The 21,069-nt window shown below is 72.3% G+C and carries 18 protein-coding genes and 1 tRNA gene; 10 read left to right on the top strand and 9 right to left on the bottom strand.

Annotated elements, in window-relative coordinates; genetic code table 11:
* Nucleotides 1-2 precede the first annotated feature (2 nt).
* Nucleotides 3-998 (bottom strand): SMI1/KNR4 family protein, encoded by a 996-nt coding sequence (locus SLAV_RS22355; RefSeq protein WP_078950396.1) that lies wholly within the window; start codon nt 996-998, stop codon nt 3-5.
* A gap of 230 nt (nt 999-1,228) precedes the next feature.
* Here SLAV_RS22355 and SLAV_RS22350 point away from each other — a divergent pair, with 230 nt between their 5' ends.
* Nucleotides 1,229-1,786 (top strand): YwqJ-related putative deaminase, encoded by a 558-nt coding sequence (locus SLAV_RS22350; RefSeq protein WP_078950397.1) that lies wholly within the window; start codon nt 1,229-1,231, stop codon nt 1,784-1,786.
* Between the two features lie 5 nt (nt 1,787-1,791).
* The gene (locus SLAV_RS22345; protein WP_030231920.1) at nt 1,792-2,310 is read left to right on the top strand and encodes an SUKH-3 domain-containing protein; all 519 of its coding nucleotides are present in this window, start codon (nt 1,792-1,794) and stop codon (nt 2,308-2,310) included.
* 46 nt (nt 2,311-2,356) lie between these two features.
* Here the strand turns inward: SLAV_RS22345 and SLAV_RS22340 are convergent, their stop codons facing one another.
* The gene (locus SLAV_RS22340; protein ID WP_030231922.1) at nt 2,357-3,634 is read right to left on the bottom strand and encodes a sensor histidine kinase; all 1,278 of its coding nucleotides are present in this window, start codon (nt 3,632-3,634) and stop codon (nt 2,357-2,359) included.
* Between the two features lie 145 nt (nt 3,635-3,779).
* Here SLAV_RS22340 and SLAV_RS22335 point away from each other — a divergent pair.
* The 5 genes from SLAV_RS22335 (at nt 3,780) to pth (ending at nt 8,014) form a co-directional block, all read left to right on the top strand.
* Nucleotides 3,780-3,851 (top strand) — tRNA-Gln (locus SLAV_RS22335).
* A 145-nt stretch (nt 3,852-3,996) separates the two neighbouring features.
* Nucleotides 3,997-5,445: a bifunctional UDP-N-acetylglucosamine diphosphorylase/glucosamine-1-phosphate N-acetyltransferase GlmU gene (gene glmU, locus SLAV_RS22330; RefSeq protein ID WP_030231923.1), complete on the top strand. Its 1,449-nt coding sequence runs from the start codon at nt 3,997-3,999 to the stop codon at nt 5,443-5,445.
* Between the two features lie 134 nt (nt 5,446-5,579).
* Entirely contained in the window at nt 5,580-6,557 is a 978-nt protein-coding gene (locus SLAV_RS22325) for a ribose-phosphate diphosphokinase (protein ID WP_030231925.1), read from the top strand.
* Nucleotides 6,558-6,738: 181 nt separating this feature from the next.
* Nucleotides 6,739-7,323: a 50S ribosomal protein L25/general stress protein Ctc gene (locus SLAV_RS22320; protein WP_030231927.1), complete on the top strand. Its 585-nt coding sequence runs from the start codon at nt 6,739-6,741 to the stop codon at nt 7,321-7,323.
* 100 nt (nt 7,324-7,423) lie between these two features.
* On the top strand, nt 7,424-8,014 hold the full coding sequence (gene pth, locus SLAV_RS22315) for an aminoacyl-tRNA hydrolase (protein WP_030231928.1): 591 nt from the start codon (nt 7,424-7,426) through the stop codon (nt 8,012-8,014).
* A 71-nt stretch (nt 8,015-8,085) separates the two neighbouring features.
* Here pth and ppc read toward each other — a convergent pair whose 3' ends face one another.
* On the bottom strand, nt 8,086-10,848 hold the full coding sequence (gene ppc, locus SLAV_RS22310) for a phosphoenolpyruvate carboxylase (protein ID WP_030231930.1): 2,763 nt from the start codon (nt 10,846-10,848) through the stop codon (nt 8,086-8,088).
* 336 nt (nt 10,849-11,184) lie between these two features.
* On the opposite strand from ppc, the gene SLAV_RS22305 reads away from it, so the two are divergent.
* Both SLAV_RS22305 and SLAV_RS22300 read left to right on the top strand, forming a co-directional pair.
* A complete protein-coding gene (locus tag SLAV_RS22305; protein WP_030231932.1) occupies nt 11,185-12,171 on the top strand; it encodes an acyl-CoA desaturase in 987 nt (328 codons plus the stop codon).
* Entirely contained in the window at nt 12,168-12,842 is a 675-nt protein-coding gene (locus SLAV_RS22300; RefSeq protein ID WP_030231935.1) for a TetR/AcrR family transcriptional regulator, read from the top strand. Before SLAV_RS22305 ends, SLAV_RS22300 begins: the two co-directional genes overlap by 4 nt.
* 127 nt (nt 12,843-12,969) lie before the next feature.
* On the opposite strand, the gene SLAV_RS22295 is transcribed toward SLAV_RS22300, so the two are convergent.
* On the bottom strand, nt 12,970-13,836 hold the full coding sequence (locus SLAV_RS22295) for a trans-aconitate 2-methyltransferase (protein ID WP_030231938.1): 867 nt from the start codon (nt 13,834-13,836) through the stop codon (nt 12,970-12,972).
* A 143-nt stretch (nt 13,837-13,979) separates the two neighbouring features.
* Here SLAV_RS22295 and SLAV_RS22290 point away from each other — a divergent pair, with 143 nt between their 5' ends.
* The gene (locus tag SLAV_RS22290; RefSeq protein ID WP_030231940.1) at nt 13,980-14,477 is read left to right on the top strand and encodes a MarR family winged helix-turn-helix transcriptional regulator; all 498 of its coding nucleotides are present in this window, start codon (nt 13,980-13,982) and stop codon (nt 14,475-14,477) included.
* Here SLAV_RS22290 and SLAV_RS22285 read toward each other — a convergent pair.
* From SLAV_RS22285 to SLAV_RS22265, 5 genes are all read right to left on the bottom strand, one after another.
* Entirely contained in the window at nt 14,436-15,200 is a 765-nt protein-coding gene (locus tag SLAV_RS22285; protein WP_030231943.1) for a response regulator transcription factor, read from the bottom strand. The genes SLAV_RS22290 and SLAV_RS22285 overlap by 42 nt on opposite strands.
* Nucleotides 15,201-15,674: 474 nt before the next feature.
* The gene (galE, locus tag SLAV_RS22280; RefSeq protein ID WP_030231946.1) at nt 15,675-16,634 is read right to left on the bottom strand and encodes a UDP-glucose 4-epimerase GalE; all 960 of its coding nucleotides are present in this window, start codon (nt 16,632-16,634) and stop codon (nt 15,675-15,677) included.
* A gap of 97 nt (nt 16,635-16,731) precedes the next feature.
* The gene (locus tag SLAV_RS22275; protein WP_030231949.1) at nt 16,732-17,436 is read right to left on the bottom strand and encodes a LuxR C-terminal-related transcriptional regulator; all 705 of its coding nucleotides are present in this window, start codon (nt 17,434-17,436) and stop codon (nt 16,732-16,734) included.
* A gap of 126 nt (nt 17,437-17,562) precedes the next feature.
* Nucleotides 17,563-19,341: an outer membrane protein assembly factor BamB family protein gene (locus SLAV_RS22270; RefSeq protein ID WP_030231951.1), complete on the bottom strand. Its 1,779-nt coding sequence runs from the start codon at nt 19,339-19,341 to the stop codon at nt 17,563-17,565.
* A gap of 43 nt (nt 19,342-19,384) precedes the next feature.
* Nucleotides 19,385-21,061: an outer membrane protein assembly factor BamB family protein gene (locus SLAV_RS22265; protein ID WP_051841060.1), complete on the bottom strand. Its 1,677-nt coding sequence runs from the start codon at nt 21,059-21,061 to the stop codon at nt 19,385-19,387.
* Nucleotides 21,062-21,069 lie beyond the last annotated feature (8 nt).

The following is a 21,069-nucleotide window of genomic DNA, read 5'->3' as shown; positions in this document are numbered from 1 at the left end:
GATCACCCCTCACCCGGGGCGGCACCCGCCACCGGAACCGAACGCGCGAATCCGCCGTCCACCATCAGACCGGCCACCGTCTCCAGCTCCGGCGGGTTCCCCGCCAGGCCTTCGAGGAAGGCATCGAAATCGGCACCGCACGGCAGCAACAGCCGCTCCACCCGCTCCTGCACGGACCAGCCGTCCCGGTCGCGCGCGTCGTCGTACGGGGAGAACCAGACCGAGCCGACGCCCTCGCCCTTGACCTTCACCGCGAGCAGTCCGCCCTGGACGAAGGCCACGCACAGGTAGTCCTTCGTCAGGTGGTCCCGCAGGCACTTGTTGACGTAGACGAGGTCGTTGACCGCCGCCTCCTCGCGCACCGTGAAGAACGGCTGGTCGACCAGCAGCCCGAGCTCCACGAGGAGCCCCGCGCCCACCGGCGCGCAGCCGCCCGCCGCCTTCAGGAAGGAACGGTAGGCCTCGGGCAGCCGGTACCCGAGGTCCTCCTCGACCCCCTGCACCTGCTGTTCGGCGACGGAGACCAGGTTCTTGGGCAGCCCGAGGTGCGCGGGGCGCACCTCCTGGAGCGGCCGGGTACCGCGCTTGTCGTGGTCCACGGGCGCCGTCGCCAGGCCCGCGTGGTGCCGCAGCAGGGCCTTGACCTCGACGGGGACCAGTTCCATCCGGCGGGATCCGGCCACGTGGTGCCAGGTCCAGCCGTGCGGGGTGGCCACCGCTCCCACGGTGTCCCACAGGGCGTGGCCCGACGCCCGCATGGCCGCGTTGGCGGACACGAAGTCCGTCAGCCGAAGCTCGTCCACGCCGAAGCCCTCCGGGGGCTCGGCGATCTCCACGGCCGCGCGCGCGTACCGCGAGAAGTCGGGATGACCGTCCCCGCTCATCCGCACTCCGTGGGGATGGCGGGCGGCCCGGACCGGGTCCGGGAAGTGCACGACCTGCCCCGAGTAAGCGGCGTTGGGTGGCACGGCCTGCTGCCCGAGCCGACCTGTCGTCATGGCGGTAGCCCCCTGCTGGATCTGGCTGGTTCACCACAGCCTATGTGCTCGGGCAAGAGCGTCACCCGCCCATGCATCCCACGTGGGCGCGCGGGGCGGGAACATCCGAATTGATACGAATATTCGACCCCGCTTCCACACCACTGGGGACATTTGACAGGCTGTCCCCGCAGCACGGGGGCGTGCGCAACGGCGGCCACCACCGCGGTCACGGGAGGGAAGAAGCGACCATGCAGACGGCGACGACGCAAAACCTGGCAAGCCGCACGGACCGCGCGGAAGCGACGGAAGCCGCACCGGCCGGCGCGGCCGGCGACCCCCGCCTGCGCTGGAGCAGCACCGACGGCCCCACGCCGCCGCCCGTGCTGCGCTTCCGCCGCGACGGCATCCTGCCCACCGTCGCCGCCGCGCTCTCGGTCCGCGGGGAGACCCTGACCGGGACCGCGGGCAAGGGCGACCGGCCGCCGGTGCTGCACCCGCTCGTCCAGGACTTCCTCGACACCCTCACCAGCGGCCAGCGGGAGCGCTTCACCGGCCGGTGTCCGGAGGCGATCCTGCTCTCCCGCCACCTCACGGCCGTCGAGGGCGCCCGCAGCAGACGCGCCTCCCGCAAACCGCTCACGGCGAGCGAGGCCCGGCGTTCCCTGAAGCAGTCCCGGATCACCGCCCGCCGCATCCGCGAGGACGGCGACCCGCTGCACGGCAGCTACGCTCCGCCCTGCCGCTCCTGCGACGCGCTCCTCAACCACTTCGGCGTACGCCCCGTCGACCTCACCCACCCCGAGTAGCCGCCATGACCGCCTCCTCCGCCTCCGCCTCCTACGACCGCTCCTCGGCGACCCGGTTCCCGGGCCCCGTGGACTCAGCGCTGCGCACCGCCGGATGGGAGCCCGGCCGCTGGGACATCAAGCAGGCCGAGTACTGGGCCGACGCGCTGCGCGACCACACCACGCCCGCCGGGCACCGGCACAACGTCTTCCCGGCGGCCGTGGAGGCCTGGGCCGAGTTCGGCGGCCTGCGGGTGACCGCCCCCGGGCCGGGCCGGCAGATAGCCCCCGCGACGCTCCGCATCGACCCGCTGTCGGGCCTGCACCTGGCCCGTACCTTCGCCGACCTGGGACGGGCCCTGTCCACCCAGCTCTGTCCGCTGGGCACCGACACCGACGGCGGCTCCCACCTCGCCATCGACCGTGAGGGCCGGGTCTACGGGATCGACCACACCGGCGACTGGTACCTGGGCTCCGGCCTCGACGAGGCCCTCACCCTCCTGCTGACCGGCCTCCAGCCGGCCCGCCTGACCACGGGCCCCTGACCCCGCGGACCGCCGCGGCCGCCGGCCCCCTCGGGGCCCCGGAGGCCTAGCGGGAGGCCGGCAGGACGGCGGAGACCTTGAAGCCGCCCTCGTCCGTCGGCCCGGACACGAACACCCCGCCGAGCCCGAGCACCCGCTCCCGCATCCCGACCAGGCCGTTGCCCCCGCTGGGCAGCCCGGGCTCGACCCCGTCCGCCCCGCAGGGCCCGTTCTGGACCTGCATGGCGAACTCGCCCTCCCGGTGCGCGAGCCGTACGACGACCCGCGCGCCCGGAGCGTGCTTGTGGCAGTTGGTCAGCGCCTCCTGCACCACCCGGTAGGCGGTCTGCTCGACCTCCGCCGGGTACGGCTCCGCCTCGCCGTGCACGACCATCTCCACGCTCATCCCGGCCGCCCGGGACTGTCCGACCAGCACCTCCAGCTCGGCGAGGCGGGGCCCGTCCTCGCCGCTCCCCGCGAGCGCCGGCGCCACCCGCGCGGCCCGGCCGCGGGCCGCCGGCCGGGGCTCCGGCCCGGGCGACCCGGCCCGCAGCACACCGAGCATCTCGCGCAGCTCGGTGAGGGCCTGCCGGCCCATGTCGCCGACCAGCGCGGCGTTCCTGACGGCCTTGCCGGGGTCCTTCTCGGCCACCGCCTGGAGCGCCGCCGCGTGGACCACCATCAGCGACACCCGGTGCGCGACCACGTCGTGCATCTCGCGCGCGATCCGCGTGCGCTCCTCCGTACGGGCCCACTCGGCCCGCTCCTCGGCCCGGTCGGCCAGCAGCGACAGCTCCCGTTCGAGGGAGTCGGCGCGCTCCTGGAGGCTCTCCATCAGCCGTCGCCGGGCCCCCACGTACAGGCCGAGCAGCACCGGCGGCAGGGTCAGCGCCACCGCCATGAACGCGGACAGCACCACGACGAGCAGCCCGTCGGCCTCCACGTCGCCGCGGGTGCGCAGGTACGTCACCACGAAGGTCGCGGCGAGGGACATCGAGCCCAGCGTCACGGTGACCCGGCGGGGCACCTCGCAGGCGGCGAGGGTGTAGAGGCCCACCACCCCGAGCAGGAAGCCCATCATGGCCGGGGCGACGCCGATGCCGACGAGCACCACCGCGACCGGCCACCGGCGCCGCAGCAGGAGCGTGGACCCCACCACCACGCCGAACGCCACGCCGAGGGCCGCCGGGATCCCCGCCTCCCGGGCGAAGGGCAGCCCCTCCAGCCCGCACTCGGCGGCGGACACCGCGGCGAGCCCCACGTCCAGGAGGGCGGCCCGCCGCCGTTCCCACCACCAGGGCCCGTCGCGGCCCGTCCCCTCGCGCTCTTCCCCCGTACCGGTCATGCCGTCCAGCGTACGGGCGGCCCGTGCGGCGACCCCGGACATATCCGGGCGCGAGTACCGTCGCGGGGAAGGCGGGTGGTACGGCATAGTAGGGACGGCCAGCTTGATCGGCAGCACAGAAAGTCCGATTCGATCGGGTTTACCATCCCCTGTGGTGTAATTGGCAGCACTGAGGCTTTTGGTGCCTTATGTTCGGGTTCGAGTCCTGACAGGGGAGCTCAGCACGGGGAGCTCACAGCACGCGGGTCCTGACCTCCGGTCGGGGCCCTTTCGCATGCCCGCCCCCGGGAGTCCCCCAGAACAGGGGCACTTCGGCACCGGTATCCTTCCTGGGTCCACCCCCGAAGCCGAAGGGCACACCCGTGAGCGCAACCCGCCCGGCAGCCGTCGTCGTACTCGCAGCGGGTGAAGGCACCCGCATGAAGTCGGCCACCCCCAAGGTCCTGCACGAGATCTGCGGGCGCTCGCTCGTCGGTCACGTGGTCGCCGCCTCCCGCGAGCTGGACCCCGCGCACCTCGTGGTCGTCGTCGGCCACGCGCGCGAACAGGTCACCGCACACCTCGCCGGGATCGACGCCGACGTCCGCACCGCGGTCCAGTACGAGCAGAACGGCACCGGGCACGCCGTCCGGATGGCCCTCGAAGAGCTCGGCGGGCCGGTCGACGGCACCGTGATCGTGGTCTGCGGCGACACCCCGCTGCTGACCGGCGAGACCCTCGCGCAGCTCGCCGCCACCCACGGGGCGGACGGCAACGCCGTCACCGTGCTGACCGCCGAGGTCCCGGACTCCACCGGCTACGGCCGCATCGTCCGCGACCCGGCCACCGGCGCCGTGACCGCCATCGTCGAACACAAGGACGCCACCGACGCCCAGCGCGCGATCCGGGAGATCAACTCCGGGGTCTTCGCCTTCGACGGGAACCTCCTCGCGGACGCGCTCGGCAAGGTCCGCACCGACAACAGCCAGGGCGAGGAGTACCTCACCGACGTGCTCGGCATCCTGCGCGAGGCGGGCCACCGCGTCGGCGCGGCCGTCGGCACGGACCACCGCCAGATCCTCGGCATCAACAACCGGGTACAGCTGGCCGAGGCCCGCGCGCTGCTGAACGCGCGCCTGCTGGAGCGGGCCATGCTCGCGGGCGTCACGGTCGTCGACCCCGCCGGCACCTTCGTGGACGTGACGGTGACCTTCGGGCAGGACGCCCTGATCCACCCGGGCACCCAGCTGCTGGGCGCCACGCACATCGCCGAGGGGGCCGAGGTCGGCCCGAACACCCGGCTCAAGGACACCCGCGTCGGCGCGGGCGCCCGCGTGGACAACACGGTGGCCGACGGCGCCGTCATCGGGGAGCAGGCGAGCGTCGGCCCCTTCGCGTACCTGCGCCCGGGCACCAACCTCGGCCTCAAGGCCAAGGCCGGCACGTACGTGGAGATGAAGAACGCGACGATCGGCGAGGGCACCAAGGTGCCGCACCTGTCGTACGTGGGCGACGCGACGATCGGCGAGTACACGAACATCGGCGCGGCCAGCGTGTTCGTGAACTACGACGGCGAACACAAGCACCACACCACCGTCGGCTCACACTGCAAGACGGGTTCCGACAACATGTTTGTGGCTCCCGTCACCATCGGGGACGGCGCCTACACGGCCGCCGGTTCGGTGATCACGAAGGACGTGCCGCCCGGCGCCCTGGCCGTGGCCCGTGGCCAGCAGCGGAATATCGAGGGCTGGGTGGCCCGCAAGCGCCCCGGCAGCGCGGCCGCGACGGCCGCGCAGTCGACCGGCGAGAAGGACTCCGGTCACCTCTGAGGTGAACTGACCGGAAACAGGTACGCCCGGGACGGCGTACCGTGATAGGTGCACGCAATTCGGCTGGCTCACCGTGTGCGGGACGGACGCACACGGGGGCGAGCAGCTTTCCACACGTCTGAGGAGACAGTGCTGTGACCGGGATCAAGACGACCGGCGAGAAGAAGCTGATGCTCTTCTCCGGCCGCGCCCACCCCGAGCTGGCCGAGGAGGTCGCGCACCAGCTGGGAGTCGGCCTCGTGCCGACCAAGGCTTTCGACTTCGCGAACGGCGAGATCTACGTCCGCTTCCAGGAGTCGGCACGTGGCGCGGACTGCTTCCTGATCCAGAGCCACACGGCTCCGATCAACAAGTGGATCATGGAGCAGCTGATCATGATCGACGCGCTGAAGCGCGCGTCGGCACGCTCCATCACCGTGATCATCCCGTCCTACGGCTACGCCCGCCAGGACAAGAAGCACAAGGGCCGCGAGCCCATCTCGGCCCGTCTGGTCGCCGACCTGCTGAAGACCGCGGGTGCCGACCGCATCCTCACGGTCGACCTGCACACCGACCAGATCCAGGGCTTCTTCGACGGCCCGGTCGACCACCTCTCCGCCCTGAACGTCCTCGCGGACTACGTCGGCGCCAAGGTGGACCGCACCAAGCTGACCATCGTCTCCCCGGACGCCGGCCGCGTGCGCGTCGCCGACCGCTGGTGCGACCGCCTCGACGCGCCGCTGGCCATCGTGCACAAGCGCCGCGACAAGGACGTCGCCAACCAGGTGACCGTCCACGAGGTCGTCGGTGAGGTCAAGGGCCGCGTCTGCGTCCTGGTCGACGACATGATCGACACCGGCGGCACCATCTGCGCCGCGGCCGACGCGCTCTTCGCGCACGGCGCCGAGGACGTCATCGTGACGGCCACGCACGGCATCCTCTCGGGCCCGGCCGCCGACCGCCTGAAGAACTCCAAGGTCAGCGAGTTCGTCTTCACGAACACCCTCCCGGACCCCTCGGACCTGGAGCTCGACAAGATCACGGTGCTCTCCATCGCCCCGATGATCGCCCGCGCGGTGCGCGAGGTCTTCGAGGACGGCTCGGTCACCAGCCTCTTCGAAGAGCAGCAGTAACACCGGGCAGAGATCCTTTTGGGCGCGGCCTCCCGCGCCGGGTACACTCCATGAGTTGCTCGGCGAGGGAGGCCGTACCCGTTCCGCGGGACGGACGCTCCGTTATCGACGCGCTCTTCGTAGCAGGCCGTTCCGGCCGGGTGACCCAGTCCGTTCTTCCGTCACCCCACGAGGAGTGAGCATGTCCGAGGTCAAGCTTTCCGCCCAGCTCCGCGACACCTTCGGCAAGGGCTCCGCCCGCCAGGCCCGTCGCGACGCCCTGGTCCCCGGTGTCATCTACGGCCACGGCCAGGCCCCCAAGCACGTCAACGTCGAGGGCCACGGCCTGCAGCTGGCGCTCCGCACCCCGAACGTCCTGATCTCCCTGGACATCGCGGGCGACGGCACCGAGCTGGTCATCCCGAAGGCCGTGCAGAAGCACCCGCTGAAGCGCTCCATCTCGCACGTCGACTTCCTGATCGTCAAGAAGGGCGAGAAGGTCACCGTCGACGTCGCGATCGTCACCGAGGGCGACCTGGCCGCCGGCGGCAACATGCTGGAGACCCTCCAGAACACCATCTCCGTCGAGGCCGAGGCCACCCACATCCCGACCGAGGTCACCGTCTCGATCGAGGGCCTTGAGGCCGGCGCCACCATCCACGCCAAGGACCTGGTCCTGCCCGCCGGCACCACCCTGGCCGTCGACGGCGACATCGCCGTCCTGCAGGTCGTCGCCCCGCAGGCCGAGGAGCCGGCCGCCGAGGCCGCCGAGGGCACCGAGGCCTGAGCCTCGCCCCACCCCCTCAGCAGTTGCTGACCGACCGCCGTCCGGCTCCACTGGAGCGGGACGGCGGTCGTCTTCGTTCCAGGCACTTAAGGAGCTTTTGATGTCGGACGACGCGGCGCCCTGGCTGGTCGTCGGTCTCGGGAACCCCGGACCGGAGTACGCCGGCAACCGCCACAACATCGGCTTCATGGTGGCCGACCTGCTGGCCGGGCGGATCGGCGGCAGGTTCAAGGCGCACAAGGCCCGCGCCCAGGTCGTCGAGGGCCGCATCGGCCCGCCGGGACCGGCGAACCGCCGGATCGTGCTCGCCAAGCCGATGTCGTTCATGAACCTGTCGGGAGGCCCGGTCACGGCCCTGCGCGACTTCTACAAGGTGCCGGTGGAGAAGATCGTCGCGATCCACGACGAGCTGGACATCGACTACCCGACGCTGCGCCTGAAGCTGGGCGGCGGGGACAACGGGCACAACGGCCTGAAGTCGATGACGAAGGCGATGGGACCCGACTACCACCGCGTGCGCTGCGGCATCGGCCGCCCGCCCGGCCGCATGCAGGTCGCGGACTTCGTCCTGAAGGACTTCTCCTCCACCGAGCGCAAGGAACTGGACTGGTTCGTGGACCGCTCCGCGGACGCCGTGGAGTGCCTGATCCTGGACGGTCTGGAACGGGCGCAGTCGACGTACAACTCCTGACGCCCGGCACCCGTACGCACGCGAGCCCCCGCCGTCGGCGGGGGCTCGCGTGCGTACGGGGCGGGGCCGGGTCAGCCGGTGTTGCGCAGACCGGCCGCCACGCCGTTGACGGTGAGCAGCAGGGCGCGGGCCAGCAGCGGGTCCGCCTCCTCGCCGCGGGCGGCCGCGGCGCGCTGGCGGGCCAGCAGGGACACCTGGAGGTAGGAGATCGGGTCCAGGTAGGCGTCGCGGACGGCGAAGGTCTGCTGGAGGATCGGGTTGGAGTCCAGGAGCCGCTCGCCGCCGGTGATGCGAAGGACCTCGCGGACGGTCAGCTCGTGCTCGGCCTCGATCCGGGCGAACACGTGCTTGAGCTCGTCGGGCACGAGCGTGTCGACGTAGTGGCGGGCGATCCGCAGGTCCGTCTTGGCCAGCGTCATCTCGACGTTGGAGAGGAAGTTGCGGAAGAAGTGCCAGCGCTCGCCCATCTCGGCGAGGGCCGCGTCCTGGCCGGACTCGCGCAGGGCCTTCAGGCCGGAGCCCACGCCGTACCAGCCGGGCACGATCTGCCGGGACTGGGTCCACCCGAACACCCACGGGATGGCCCGCAGCCCGTCCAGGCCCGCGCCCGAGTCGGGGCGGCGGGAGGGGCGGGAGCCCAGGTGCAGGTCGGCGAGCTGGTCGACGGGGGTGGCCGCGAAGAAGTACGCGGGCAGGTCCGGGTCCTCGACGAGCTCCCGGTACGCGGCGTGCGCGGCGTCCGAGACGATGTCCATGGCCGCGTCCCAGCGGGCCAGGGCGTCGTCGGACTGGCGGGGCGCGGTGTGCAGGGCGGAGGCCTGGAGGGTGGCCGCGACGGTCAGCTCCAGGTTCTCGCGGGCCAGCGAGGGGACGAGGTACTTGTCGGAGATGACCTCGCCCTGCTCGGTGACCTTGATCTCGCCCTCCAGGGTGCCCCAGGGCTGGGCGAGGATCGCGTCGTGCGAGGGGCCGCCGCCGCGGCCGACGGTGCCGCCGCGGCCGTGGAAGAGGCGCAGGCGCACCCCGTAGCGGTGCGCGACGTCGCGCAGCCGGCGCTGGGCGCGGTGGATCTCCCACTGGGAGGTGGTGATGCCGCCGAACTTGGAGGAGTCCGAGTAGCCGAGCATGACCTCCTGGACGTCGCCGCGCAGCGAGACGAGACGGCGGTAGGAGGGGTCGGCCAGCATCTCGTCGAGGATGACGTCGGCGGCGCGCAGCTCGTCGGTGGTCTCCAGGAGCGGCACGATGCCGATCTTGGCCCAGCCGGCGTGCAGGTCGATGAGTCCGGCCTCGCGGGCGAGGACCGCGGCGGCGAAGACGTCGTCGGCGCCCTGGCACATCGAGATGATGTACGACTCGATGACCTCGGGGCCGAACTTCTCGAAGGCGTCCTTGACCGCGCCGAAGACGCCCAGGGTCTTGTGGCCGGCCGCGTCGAGCGGGGCGGGCGTCGGGGCGAGCGGGCGGCGCGAGCGCAGCTCCTTGGCGAGGAGCTTCTGCCGGTAGTCGCGCGGCATGTCGGCGTAGCGCCAGGACTCCTCGCCCAGGCGGTCGAAGAGCTGGCCGAGCGCGTGGTGGTGCGCGTCCGCGTGCTCGCGCACGTCCATGGTGGCGAGCTGGAGGCCGAAGGCGGCCAGGGTGCGGATGGTGCGGTCCATGCGGCCGTCGGCGAAGAGCGCGCCGCGGTGTTCGCGCAGGGAGGTCTGGATGAGGGTGAGGTCGGTGAGCAGCTCGGAGGTGCCGAGGTAGTCGCGGCCCTCCTCGTGGGGGATGCCCTTGGCGAGGCGCTCGCGGGTGTTGAGGAGCTTCTGGCGCACGCACGTGGCCTTGAGGCGGTACGGCTCCTCGGCGTTCAGCCGCTTGTAGCGGGGGCTGATCTCCGGGAGGCGCTCCAGGTCGGCCTGGAGGGAGGTCAGGAGCTCTTCGGTGGCGCCGGTGTAGCGGATGGAGTTCGACAGCAGGCCGCGCAGGAAGTCGACCAGTTCGAGGGCGTCGGTGATGCCGTGCTCGTGCTGGAGGATCAGCACGTCGCGGGTGACCTCGGGGGTGACGTTCGGGTTGCCGTCGCGGTCGCCGCCGATCCAGGTGCCGAAGGTGAGCGGGCGGGTGCCGGCGGGCAGCTCGACGCCGACGCGCTGGAGCTCGGCGGCGAGGTCCTCCAGGACGTCGCCGACGGCGCCGGCGTGCAGCTCGTCGAGGTAGTAGATGGCGTTGCGGGCCTCGTCGGCGGGCTCGGGGCGCACGACCCGCAGTTCGTCGGTCTGCCACACGAGGTCGATGTTCTCGGCGAGCCGCAGGTCGTGGCGGCGGCGTTCGCCGGCGCCGGAGACGGGCTCCTCCAGCAGGGCGGCGATGCGGCGCAGCTTGTTCAGGACGCTGCGGCGGGCGGCCTCGGTGGGGTGCGCGGTGAAGACCGGCCGGACGTTGAGGTTGCGGACCGTCTCGCGCAGGTGCTCGGGGTCGGCGTCCTTGAGCATGTCGGCGGTGCGGGCGAGGAGACCGCCCTCGGCGGCGCGGTGGGCGCGCAGCTCCTTGCCGCGGTGCACCTGCTCGGTGACGTTGGCGAGGTGGAAGTAGGTGGAGAAGGCGCGCACCAGCTTGGCGGCGGTCTCCAGGTCGGTCTCGCCGAGCAGCTCCGCAGCGGCTTCGCCGTCGGTGCGCGTCAGGGCACGTACTTGTTCGACGAGGTCGAGGAGGTCCTGGCCCTCCTGGCGTACGAGGGTCTCCCCCAGGAGGTCGCCGAGGCGGCGGATGTCCGCGCGCAGCTCGGCGTTCGCGGTCTCCGCGGAGGTGCGGGTGGCGGGGGCCTGGGCGGCCTGGTCAGCACTGCTCACAGGTGCGGCTCCTTGCAGTGTTCGAGCGCTACTGGGCTGTGGGCTCCCGGGGGCGCGCGGTGACGGTGCCGTACCGATGCACCGGTGCGCAGCCCGGGCTGCCCGTGCGGACCGCGCTGTCCGACGACACCAGGATAGGTGGCGCGTCCTTGTGCCCCGGCAGCGCCGCCACTGCGCCGCCGCCGCGGCGCCGCGGCCGGGGGCCGGGGCGGGCCGGTGTGGTGTGCTCCCTTGCCGTGCCGGGGACCTTTGCCATACTTACGATGCCGTAGGTTACGGATCCGTAGGGTCCGTCCCGACGGGCCTGCCGACTTCTCACCCCCCAGGGGAACCCCCATGACGATCGGTCCCGATCTGATCGAGGACGCGCCCGCGTCCTCCACTCCTTCCACTGACGCGGTGTCCGCGACGCGCGGCGGTGAGCAGAAGCGGTCGGTGGAGCAGGTCGCGCTGCTGCTGTTCATCACCGTTCCCTTTCTGGCCCTGCTGGTGGCGGTGCCGCTGGCCTGGGGCCGGGGGGTGAGCTGGCTGGACCTCGGCCTGATGGTGTTCATGTACTTCCTGACCTGCCACGGCATCACCATCGGCTTCCACCGTTACTTCACGCACGGGTCCTTCAAGGCGAAGCGGCCGCTGCGGATCGCGCTGGCGGTCATGGGGTCGATGGCGGTGGAGGGGCCGCTGGTGCGCTGGGTGGCGGACCACCGCAAGCACCACCGGTTCTCCGACCACGAGGGCGACCCGCATTCGCCGTGGCGGTTCGGCGAGACGGTGCCGGCGCTGATGAAGGGCCTGTGGTGGGCACACATCGGCTGGCTCTTCGACGAGGAGCAGACCGACCAGCAGAAGTACGCCCCGGACCTGATCAAGGACCCGGCGATCCGGCGGATCTCGCGCGACTTCGTGCTGTGGACGATGGTGTCGCTGGCGATCCCGCCGCTGGTGGGCGGTCTGGTGACGCTGTCCTGGTGGGGTGCGTTCACGGCCTTCTTCTGGGGTTCGCTGGTGCGCGTGGCGCTGCTGCACCACGTGACGTGGTCGATCAACTCGATCTGTCACGCGGTGGGCAAGCGGCCGTTCCGGTCCCGGGACCGCAGCGGCAACGTGTGGTGGCTCGCGGTGCTGTCGTGCGGGGAGTCCTGGCACAACCTGCACCACGCCGACCCGACGTCTGCCCGGCACGGTGTGCTGCGCGGACAGGTCGATTCCAGCGCGCGGCTGATCCGCTGGTTCGAGCGGCTGGGCTGGGCCTCGGACGTGCGCTGGCCGTCGGACGGGCGCATCGACGCCCGGCGCAAGGAAAAGACGACGAACGCGGCATGATGGGGGACGTGGCGATCGACGGCAGCAGTTCCAGCAACGACAAGCCCAGGCGAGGTCGCCGGGTCCGAATGACGGGCGCCGAGCGGCGTCAGCAACTGCTGGACATCGGCCGCACCCTGTTCGCGGAGAAGGGCTTCGAGGGCACCTCGGTGGAGGAGATCGCGGCGAAGGCCGGGGTGTCCAAGCCGGTGGTGTACGAGCACTTCGGCGGCAAGGAGGGCCTCTACGCGGTGGTCGTGGACCGCGAGATGCGCCAGCTGCTGGACGGGGTGACGGGTGCGCTGACGGCGGGGCACCCGCGGGAGCTGCTGGAGCAGGCGGCGTTCGCCCTGCTCGACTACATCGAGAACTACACCGACGGCTTCCGGATCCTGGTGCGGGACTCCCCCGTGGCGCAGTCGACGGGCACCTTCGCCTCGCTGATCAGCGATATCGCCACGCAGGTGGAGGACATCCTCGGGCTGGAGTTCAAGGCCCGGGGCTTCGATCCGAAGCTGGCCCCGCTCTACGCGCAGGCGCTGGTCGGGATGGTCGCGCTGACGGGGCAGTGGTGGCTGGAGACGCGGCGGCCGAAGAAGGCCGAGGTGGCGGCGCACCTGGTGAACCTGGCCTGGCACGGGCTGGAGAACCTGGAGGCCAGGCCCCGCCTGGTGGGACACCGCAAGAACTGAGCCCGGGGGTCCGGCCCCGCTCAGGTGTGTGCGGGGTCCGGCTCCAGGAACTCCAGCCGGTTGCCGACCGGGTCCTCGGAGCCGGGGGGAGCGGCGAGCTGTACGTGGTCGACGGCGCTCAGCACGGTCAGGCCTCCTTGCGCGCGACGGCGAAGACGCGGCGGAAGGGGAAGACGGTGCCGCGGGGGCCGGGCGGGTAGGCCTCGCGCAGCGCCCGGCGGTACTCGGCCAGGAAGCGGTCGACGGCCGGCCGGTCGTCGCCGAGGGTGGTGAGCACGGGCCGCAGCGCGGTTCCCTTGACCCAGTCGAGGACCGGGTCGGGTCCCTGGAGCAGCTGGTGGTAGGTGGTCTCCCACACGTCGGCCGTGCAGCCGAGGCCGGTGAGGCGGTCGAGGTACTCGCCGGGTTCGAGGGTGTCGGTGTGGCGTGCGGCGAGTCCCCCCAGCCGGTCCCGCCACCGCGGGGTGTCGCACAGTTCGGCGAGCAGCCGGTGGCTGGGTGCGGTGAAGTTGCCGGGGACCTGGAAGGCGAAGGTGCCGCCGGGCCGCAGGCCGTCGATCCAGCGCGCGAAGGAGCCGGGGTGGCCGGGCACCCATTGCAGGGCCGCGTTGGAGACGATCAGGTCGTACGGCTCCCCGGGCACCCAGTCGGCCAGGTCGCCGTGGCGGAAGTCGAGGCTGCCGCCGCCGGGGGTGGGGCCGGCGTACTCCTCCTCGGCGCGGCGCAGCATCTGCGGGGAGAGGTCGTAGCCGGTGATGCGGGCGTCGGGCCAGCGGCCGGTGAGCAGCGCGGTGACGTTGCCGGGGCCGCAGCCGAGGTCGGCGATGCGGGCGGGGGCGGTGGGGAGCGCGCCGACGCGGGCGAGCAGGTCCAGGAAGGGCCGTGCGCGGTGGTCCGCGTGGCGGAGGTACTGGCCGGGGTCCCAGGTGGGCGTCTGCGGCGCGGCGGCGCCGGATGCGGTGTGCCGCGCGTCCGGTGCGGTGTCGGAATGCATGGTCGAGCCTCCCTGCCGGTGGGCGGTCGGAAGCGGAGGCCGCTGCGGCCCCCTCCTCTCCCATGGTCGACCTGATGTATCTCGATGTCAAGATTCTCGATTTGAAGAGACTTCACATCGACAGACCCCTTACACTGATCGGCATGGAGGACGAGGTCGACCGACTGGTCGCGGCATGGCGGCGAGAGCGCCCTGACCTCGACGTGGAACCGCTTGAGGTGCTCAGCCGCGTCAGCCGGCTCGCGCGCCACCTCGACCGTGCCCGCAGGCTGGCCTTCTCCGAGCACGGCCTGGAGCCGTGGGAGTTCGACGTGCTGACCTCCCTGCGGCGCGCGGGCGCGCCCTACCAGCTCTCCCCCGGCCAGCTGCTGACGCAGACCCTGGTCACCTCGGGCACCATGACCAACCGCATCGACCGGCTCGCGAAGAAGGGCCTGGTCGAACGGCTGCCCGACCCCAGCGACCGGCGCGGGGTCCTGGTCCGGCTCACCCCCGAGGGGCGCGACCGCGCCGACCAGTCGCTCGCCGGGCTGCTGGCCCAGGAACGCGCGATCCTGGCCCAGCTCTCCACGGCCCAGCGCGGCGATCTCGCCGGGCTGCTACGCCAGTTGACCGCTCCGTTCGACAACATCCCCGGATAGTTCCGCCGGGCGCACCCCGGCCCGCCGGGCCAGCGCGACGGCGGCCAGGGTGGAGTGCACGCCGAGCTTGCCCAGCACGTTCTGCATGTGGGTGCGGACGGTGTGCGGGGAGAGGAACAGCCGGGCGGCCACGTCCTTGCGGCCCAGCCCCGCCACCATGCAGCGCAGCACCTCGTGCTCGCGCGGGGTGAGGGACTCCACGAGCCGTTCGCTGTCGCTGCGGTGCTTGCGCGCCGCGGTCAGCTCCCGCAGCACCCCGGTGAGCAGCGCGGGCGGCAGGTGGGTCTCCTCGCGCAGCACTCCGCGGACGACGGCCAGCAGCCGCGAGAGGGAACAGTCCTTGGCCACCCATCCGGAGGCCCCCGCCTGGAGGGCGAGCGCGGCCCGGCGGGGGTCGTCGCGCTCGGCGAGGACCACGGTGCGGACCCCGGGGTGGGCCACGCGCACCCCCGCGACCAGGGCGATCCCGTCGGAGACGGACGGCGGCGGGGCGGTGCCCGCCTCCCGCTGGGCGGGCACGGCGGCGCCGGCGCCGAGGTCGGCGTCGACGAGCAGCACGTCGAAGCGGCGGCCCTCGGCCGCCGCGCGTTCGAGGCAGCGCGAGGCGGCCGGACCACTGCCGGCCGCGGACACGTCCACGTCCGGCTCGGCCGCGAGCGCGGCTGCCAGAGACTCGGCGAAGATGCGGTGGTCGTCGACCACCAGAACCCGGATACGGACCACAAAACCCCCAAGGGTCGGGGAACGGACGACTACGGGTACGACGCCCGGACCGGGTGGCCCACTGCCGCCGCGGCCGCCGCCGCGACATCTGTGCACTACCCCGGACCGGACGCCGTACCCGACGTGTCTCGACCCCTGAATCAACACCGGCCCCCACCGGTGTCACGCATCAGCGTAGAGCGGGTCCTGTCTCGTGGTTGGCCGAATAGCAGAAGTTTTTCGAGGGATTTTCCGGTGGGAGGGTCCTCAACGGAGCTATCGATGGCTTGAATTCATCTGTCCGCAAGGCTCTGGGGCGGAATTCCGACCGGTGTGTGCCACGGGCAGTTGCACGAGGGGCATTTCACCCGGCGTACGCACGCCGAGCGCCCGCGCGCGACGCCCGCACGGCGCACCCGCGCACAGCACGCGCGCCCCCGCCCGGAGTACGGGCGGGGGCGCGGCGGGGACCGGGGGCGGGGTGCGCCGCTCGGGTCAGGAACGCTGTGCGCGGGCGAAGTTCCAGGCGTCCGTCACGATGCGGGTGAGGTCCGAGCGGGTCGGGGTCCAGCCGAGGCGCTCCTGCGCGGTGCGCGCGGAGGCGACCAGTACCGCCGGGTCGCCGGCCCGCCGCGGGCCGACCGTCTCGGGGATGTCCCGGCCGGTGACCTTGCGGACCGTCTCGATGACCTCGCGGACGGAGAACCCGCTGCCGTTGCCGAGGTTGCAGATCAGGTGCTCGCCCTCCGCCGCGACGCGCAGCGCGGAGAGGTGGGCCTCCGCCAGGTCGGCCACGTGGATGTAGTCGCGCACGCAGGTGCCGTCCGGGGTGGGGTAGTCCTCGCCGAACACCGCGATGGACTCGCGCTCCCCCAGCGCCACCTGGAGGACCAGCGGGATCAGGTGCGTCTCCGGGTCGTGCCGCTCGCCGAACTCGCCGTAGGCTCCGGCCACGTTGAAGTAGCGCAGCGAGACGGCGGCGAGGCCGTGCGCCGCGCACTCTCCCGCGATCATGTGGTCGACGGCCAGCTTCGAGGCACCGTAGGGGTTGGTCGGGGCGGTCGCGGAGGTCTCCGTCAGCGGGCCGTCCGCGGGCTCCCCGTAGGTGGCCGCCGTGGAGGAGAAGATCAGGCGGCGCACCCCCGCCTCCCGCATCGCGGTCAGCAGGGCGAGGGTGCCGCCGACGTTGTTGTCCCAGTACTTGCCGGGGTTGACCACGGACTCGCCGACCTGCGAGGACGCCGCGAAGTGCAGCACCGCGTCGTAGGAGGCGTCCAGGTGCTCCGCGGCGTCCTGGATGCGGGCGTTGACCAGGGTCGCGCCGGCGGGGACCCCCTCGCCGAAGCCGGTGGAGAGGTTGTCGAGGACGGTCACCTCGTGGCCGGCCTCCAGGAGATGGGCGGCCACGACGCCGCCCACATATCCGGCCCCACCGGTGACCAGGTACTTGCTCACTCGCACTCCAACCTCTCGCGGACGCGCACGGGCGCGCGTGCACTGACTCTGACTTACCGGATTCCACGCTTCCGGGGAAATCCCGGTTCCGCCGGACTCACCGCCCGGCCGGGCCCTGCGCCACCGGCTCCGGCGCGGGGAACACCGCCCGGTCCAGCAGCCCGGTACGGGCGGCCAGCGCGGCCGCCTCCAGCCGGGAGCCGACGCCCAGCTTCATCAGCACCCGCTGCACGTGCGTACGGGCGGTACTCGGCGCGATGGCCATCCCGGCGGCGATCAGCCGGGTGTCCTCGCCCTCCGCGACCCGTACCAGCACCTCCACCTCCCGGGGCGTGAGCAGCCGCAGCAGCCGGCTGCCCTCGTCGTCGGGCTGGGCGGCGGGGTTGAGCAGCTCCGCGAAGGCCCCCTGGAGCAGCTGCGGGGAGATGGCGACCTCCCCGGCCCGCGCCTTGGCCAGGGCCCGCTCCACTCCCTCGATGCGCTCGTCCTGGCGTACGTAGCCGCAGGCGCCGGAGGCGAAGGCCGCGGCGATCCCCCGCGGGTTCGGCACCGGCCCGAGGACCACGACGGCGATCTGCGGGCGCTCCCGCCTGATCCGCGCGACGGGCTCGAAGACCCCGGGCTCGGCGGGGGTGGCGGTGCCGAACAGGCACACCTCCGGGGCGCGGCCGATGACCAGTTCGGCGGCACCCGCCGCCGGTGCGGCCGCCGCGAGCACCCGGTGCCCGCGCAGTTTCAGGGCCGAGGCGAGCGCCTCGGCCAGCAGCCGGTGCTCGTCGACCACCATGACCCGTACGCCCATCAAGGCTCCCACCCCAGATCCTTCTGACCCGGCAAGCTACACGCTTGTTCGACGGAGCGTGCCGGTTACCGCGAGAAGCCCCCGGAAGGCTGACCTTCCGGGGGCTTCGGCACGGCTCGGTTCGCGTCAGTTCGCGATGAACGAGGCGAAGAGGTACTCCGGGTCGCCCTTGTCGGAGTAGGGCTTGCGGGCCATGGTGCGGGAGATGAAGAGGTGACCGTTGTGGTAGCGGAACTCCGAGTAGTCGAGCGAGAAGCTCGTCTCGGTGCGCTGGCTCGTCTTCTCCGCCGGGTTCTGCATCAGGAGGGTCTCCTTCATCGTCCGGCCGTCGATGCTGACGACCCGGCCGCCCCCGTCGTACGGCGGGACCTTGTAGGCGATGATGTTCGGACCGTCCATCCGCAGCGGGTACATGGTGTACCGCTCGCCCGCGTCGGCGCGGTCGGCCGTGGCCTTGCCGGTCTCCAGGTCGAAGGAGACGATCTCGTTGGTGCGGCCGACGGAGGCCGAACCCTGGTGCTCGTACGAGGGCATGTACACCTTGCCGTTGCCGACGACCATGTTCGAGCACTGCTCGACCTCGGTGGCGGGGCACTTGGGCGCGTAGTTGCCGCCCGACAGCGCGATGTGGGACTTCAGCTGGCCGGCGTCGTCCACCACGAACAGGTCGCTGACGTTGGTGGCGTTCTTGGCCGTGTTGCCCACATTGGCCGCGACGATGAGCGGCTTCGTGGAGATGATGCCCGCCCACTCGATGCCGGGCGAGAGCTTGTACGAGGACTTCGGCGCGCCGGTGGCGGGGTCGAGGGACTGCGCGAGCAGGCTCTGGTTGGGGATCCGGCCGCACTTGCGCAGCACGGCGAGGGCCTCGCCGCCCGCGTAGCCGAGGTCGTAGCAGCCCTCGCCGTCGACCTTCGGGGACCACAGGGACTTGCCGTCGGCGAGGTTCCAGGCGGCGCCGCCGCTGAGCCCGCCCGCGGCGACGGTCTGGCCGCTGAGGGTGACCTCGGTGAAGGCCACGGGCTTGTCGCCGCCGGTGGTGGACTTGGCGGTGGCCGACCACACGAGCTTGCCGGTGTTCAGGTCGATGACGCCGACCTGGGTGCACTGGGGGTACTTGTTGGCGTCGGTGGCCTGGCCCTCCTGGAAGAGGATGGCCGTCTTGTTGTCGCTGATGTGCTTGGTGGCGCCGCAGACGTTGGCGGGGAGCGGGATCTCCCACTTCTTGCCGCCGTCGACGAGGTTGTAGCCGACCACCTTCGCGATGTCCGACTTGACGTAGGTGGTGTCGGTCAGCCAGGAACCGTCGACGGAGACCACGTCGGGCGGGGTCGGGCTGGCCACGTTGACCAGCGTCCTCGACTTGGGGTTGGCCGGGGGCTTCTCCGTGCCGCCGCCCCCGGGTGCCGGGGGCTTGTTGCCGTCAGGGGAACCGCTGGCGCCGCCGTCGGCGGTCGGCTGGGTGCCGCCGCCCTTGTCCTCGTCGCCGGAGAGGTACCAGAAGCCGCCGCCGATGATGAGGACCACGGCCAGCAGCGCCGCACCGATGATCATCAGCTGGTTGCGCTGCGCACCGCCGCCGCCCGCGGGCGGGCCGGGCTGCGCCGGGGCCTGCAGGGTGGGGGGCTGCTGCGGGTAGCCGTAGCCGGGCTGCGGCTGCTGCGGGTACCCGTAACCGGGCTGCGGCGGCTGCTGGGGCTGCTGGTAGCCGTAACCGGGCTGCGGGTAGCCGTAGCCCGGCTGCGCCGGCGCGCCGGCCGGCGGCTGGGCCTGCGGCTGCGGGACGGTCGGCGGGACCGGCGGCTGCACCGGCGGCTGCGGGCCGGCCGGCGGGACCGGCGGGGGCGCGCCGAAGCCGCCGGAGGGCGGCTGGTTCGGCGGGGGCGGGGTGTTCGGGGTGCTCATCTGGGGTACTGCTGCCTCTCGGTCGGCGGCTCGGTGGACTCGTTCACTTGCCGAATGCCATCAGGAGCTTCTCGTCCTTGCCGTCGCCGTTCAGCCTGGTCGTCGACAGGAAGAAACGGCCGCCCTCGTAGGACCGCTTCGCGAACAGGAAGGAGCCCTCGATCTTCGCGGCGGGTCCCGAGGGCAGGCTCAGGAGCACCTTGGGCTTGCCGTCGCCCACCGCCAGCGAGACGATCTCGCCGGGCTCGTCCAGGGCGCCGGTCCGGTAGACCGTCAGCTGCCCGTTCCCGGCCTTGAGCGGGATGTAGTTCCTCTTGTCCCCGGCCGCGGTGCGCCATTTGGCCTTGCCGCTGGCGAGGTCGAAGGCGACGATCTCGTTGTTGCCGCCCGCTTCGTTGCCCGTGGCCAGGTACAGGGTGTCGCCGTCGACGGCGCTGTCGCCGCAGTTCTGCAGGCCCTCGGAGGTGCTGTAGCCGCCGCAGTTGAGGGCGAAGTTGCCCGGGGCGGACATACTGGCGCGCTTCTGTCCGTCGTTCCCGAGGGAGATGATGGCGCGCTGTTTGGTGTCCCGGTTCGAGGCGTCGATGACGGTCGGGTTGACCGAGTACACCGCGTTGACGTCGTAGCCCTTGGGAAGGCGGTAGGACCAGGTCTTCTTTCCGGTCACCGGGTCCGCGTCCTGGACCTCGGTGGTGTGGTCGGCGTCCTGGCAGGTGGCGACGCCGATCAGCTTGCCGTTGCCGGCGGCGTAGGCGCGCGGCTGGCAGCCCTCGGGGCCGGAGCCGGAGAAGAGCCGCTCGCCGGTGCCGAGCCGGTAGGCGGCGGTGCCGCCCATGCGGCTGACGACGATGGTGTCGCCGGTGAAGGCGAGCGTGGCGTCGCCCGCCGTGTCGAAGAGGCCTTCCTTCTGGACCTGCTTCGTCCAGACCTCCTTGCCCGCCTTGAGGTCGACGAGCTTCATCTGGTCGCAGGTCGCGGTGGACCCCTCGCCGTCCCTGACGACGACGACCGTCTTGCCGTCGGGGGTGGTCTGGCCGGTGAGTCCGCAGATCTCGGTGCGGACGTCCAGCTTCCACTTCTCCTTGCCGTCGGTCACGGCGTAGCCGACGAAGCTCTTGTCGACGGTCTTGACGACGGTGTCGCCGACCACCCACTGGCCCTTGGTCGGGATGCCCGCGCCGGGCCCCTGGAGGGTGGAGGTCTTGAGCCACAGGGCCTTGTCCTCACCGGACTTGCGGCCCGCGTTGAGGTCGGTCTTGTCCGGGCCGCCGTTGCCGGAGCCGTCGCCGACGTCCACGGACGGGGAGCCCGAGGGCTTCTGGTCGGCGGGCGTGGAGCCCTGCGCGACCGGCTTCTTCGGGTCCGCGCCGTCGTCCCCCGCGAAGGCGAACCAGGCGCCCGTGCCGAGTACGAGCACGCCCGCGACGGCCGCGGCGACCACGACCGCCGTCCGCCGCCCGCGGGCCGGCCCGCCGGGGACCGGCGCACCGGGGAACGCCACGGTGGGCGATCCGGCGGGCGCTCCGGGCGGCGGGAAGGCGTAGCCCCCCTGCGGGACCGTGGGGGGCTGCGGAGGCTGCTGCGGCTGCTGCTCCGGCTGCTGGGCGTACGGGTTGGCGCCCTGCGGCGGGTATCCGTAACCCTGCTGGGGCGGCCCCGGGAGATGGCCGTAACCGGACGGTGTCGGCGGCTGGTTCGGCGGCTGGGGCGGCTCGGTCATCAGCGCAT

The sequence above is a fragment of the Streptomyces lavendulae subsp. lavendulae genome (assembly GCF_002803845.1).
Taxonomy (GTDB): domain Bacteria; phylum Actinomycetota; class Actinomycetes; order Streptomycetales; family Streptomycetaceae; genus Streptomyces; species Streptomyces lavendulae.
Note: the sequence above shows the minus strand (reverse complement) of the source record. Positions and strands in the feature narration are given on the sequence as shown.

Bases quoted from the DNA above. Each gene is read 5' to 3' on its own strand.
- SLAV_RS22355 (WP_078950396.1), bottom strand. From the start codon at position 998: ATGACGACAGGTCGGCTCGGGCAGCAGGCCGTGCCACCCAACGCCGCT.
- SLAV_RS22350 (WP_078950397.1), top strand. From the start codon at position 1,229: ATGCAGACGGCGACGACGCAAAACCTGGCAAGCCGCACGGACCGCGCG.
- SLAV_RS22345 (WP_030231920.1), top strand. From the start codon at position 1,792: ATGACCGCCTCCTCCGCCTCCGCCTCCTACGACCGCTCCTCGGCGACC.
- SLAV_RS22340 (WP_030231922.1), bottom strand. From the start codon at position 3,634: ATGACCGGTACGGGGGAAGAGCGCGAGGGGACGGGCCGCGACGGGCCC.
- SLAV_RS22320 (WP_030231927.1), top strand. From the start codon at position 6,739: ATGTCCGAGGTCAAGCTTTCCGCCCAGCTCCGCGACACCTTCGGCAAG.
- pth (WP_030231928.1), top strand. From the start codon at position 7,424: ATGTCGGACGACGCGGCGCCCTGGCTGGTCGTCGGTCTCGGGAACCCC.
- SLAV_RS22305 (WP_030231932.1), top strand. From the start codon at position 11,185: ATGACGATCGGTCCCGATCTGATCGAGGACGCGCCCGCGTCCTCCACT.
- SLAV_RS22300 (WP_030231935.1), top strand. From the start codon at position 12,168: ATGATGGGGGACGTGGCGATCGACGGCAGCAGTTCCAGCAACGACAAG.
- SLAV_RS22295 (WP_030231938.1), bottom strand. From the start codon at position 13,836: ATGCATTCCGACACCGCACCGGACGCGCGGCACACCGCATCCGGCGCC.
- SLAV_RS22290 (WP_030231940.1), top strand. From the start codon at position 13,980: ATGGAGGACGAGGTCGACCGACTGGTCGCGGCATGGCGGCGAGAGCGC.
- SLAV_RS22275 (WP_030231949.1), bottom strand. From the start codon at position 17,436: ATGGGCGTACGGGTCATGGTGGTCGACGAGCACCGGCTGCTGGCCGAG.
- SLAV_RS22270 (WP_030231951.1), bottom strand. From the start codon at position 19,341: ATGAGCACCCCGAACACCCCGCCCCCGCCGAACCAGCCGCCCTCCGGC.
- SLAV_RS22265 (WP_051841060.1), bottom strand. From the start codon at position 21,061: ATGACCGAGCCGCCCCAGCCGCCGAACCAGCCGCCGACACCGTCCGGT.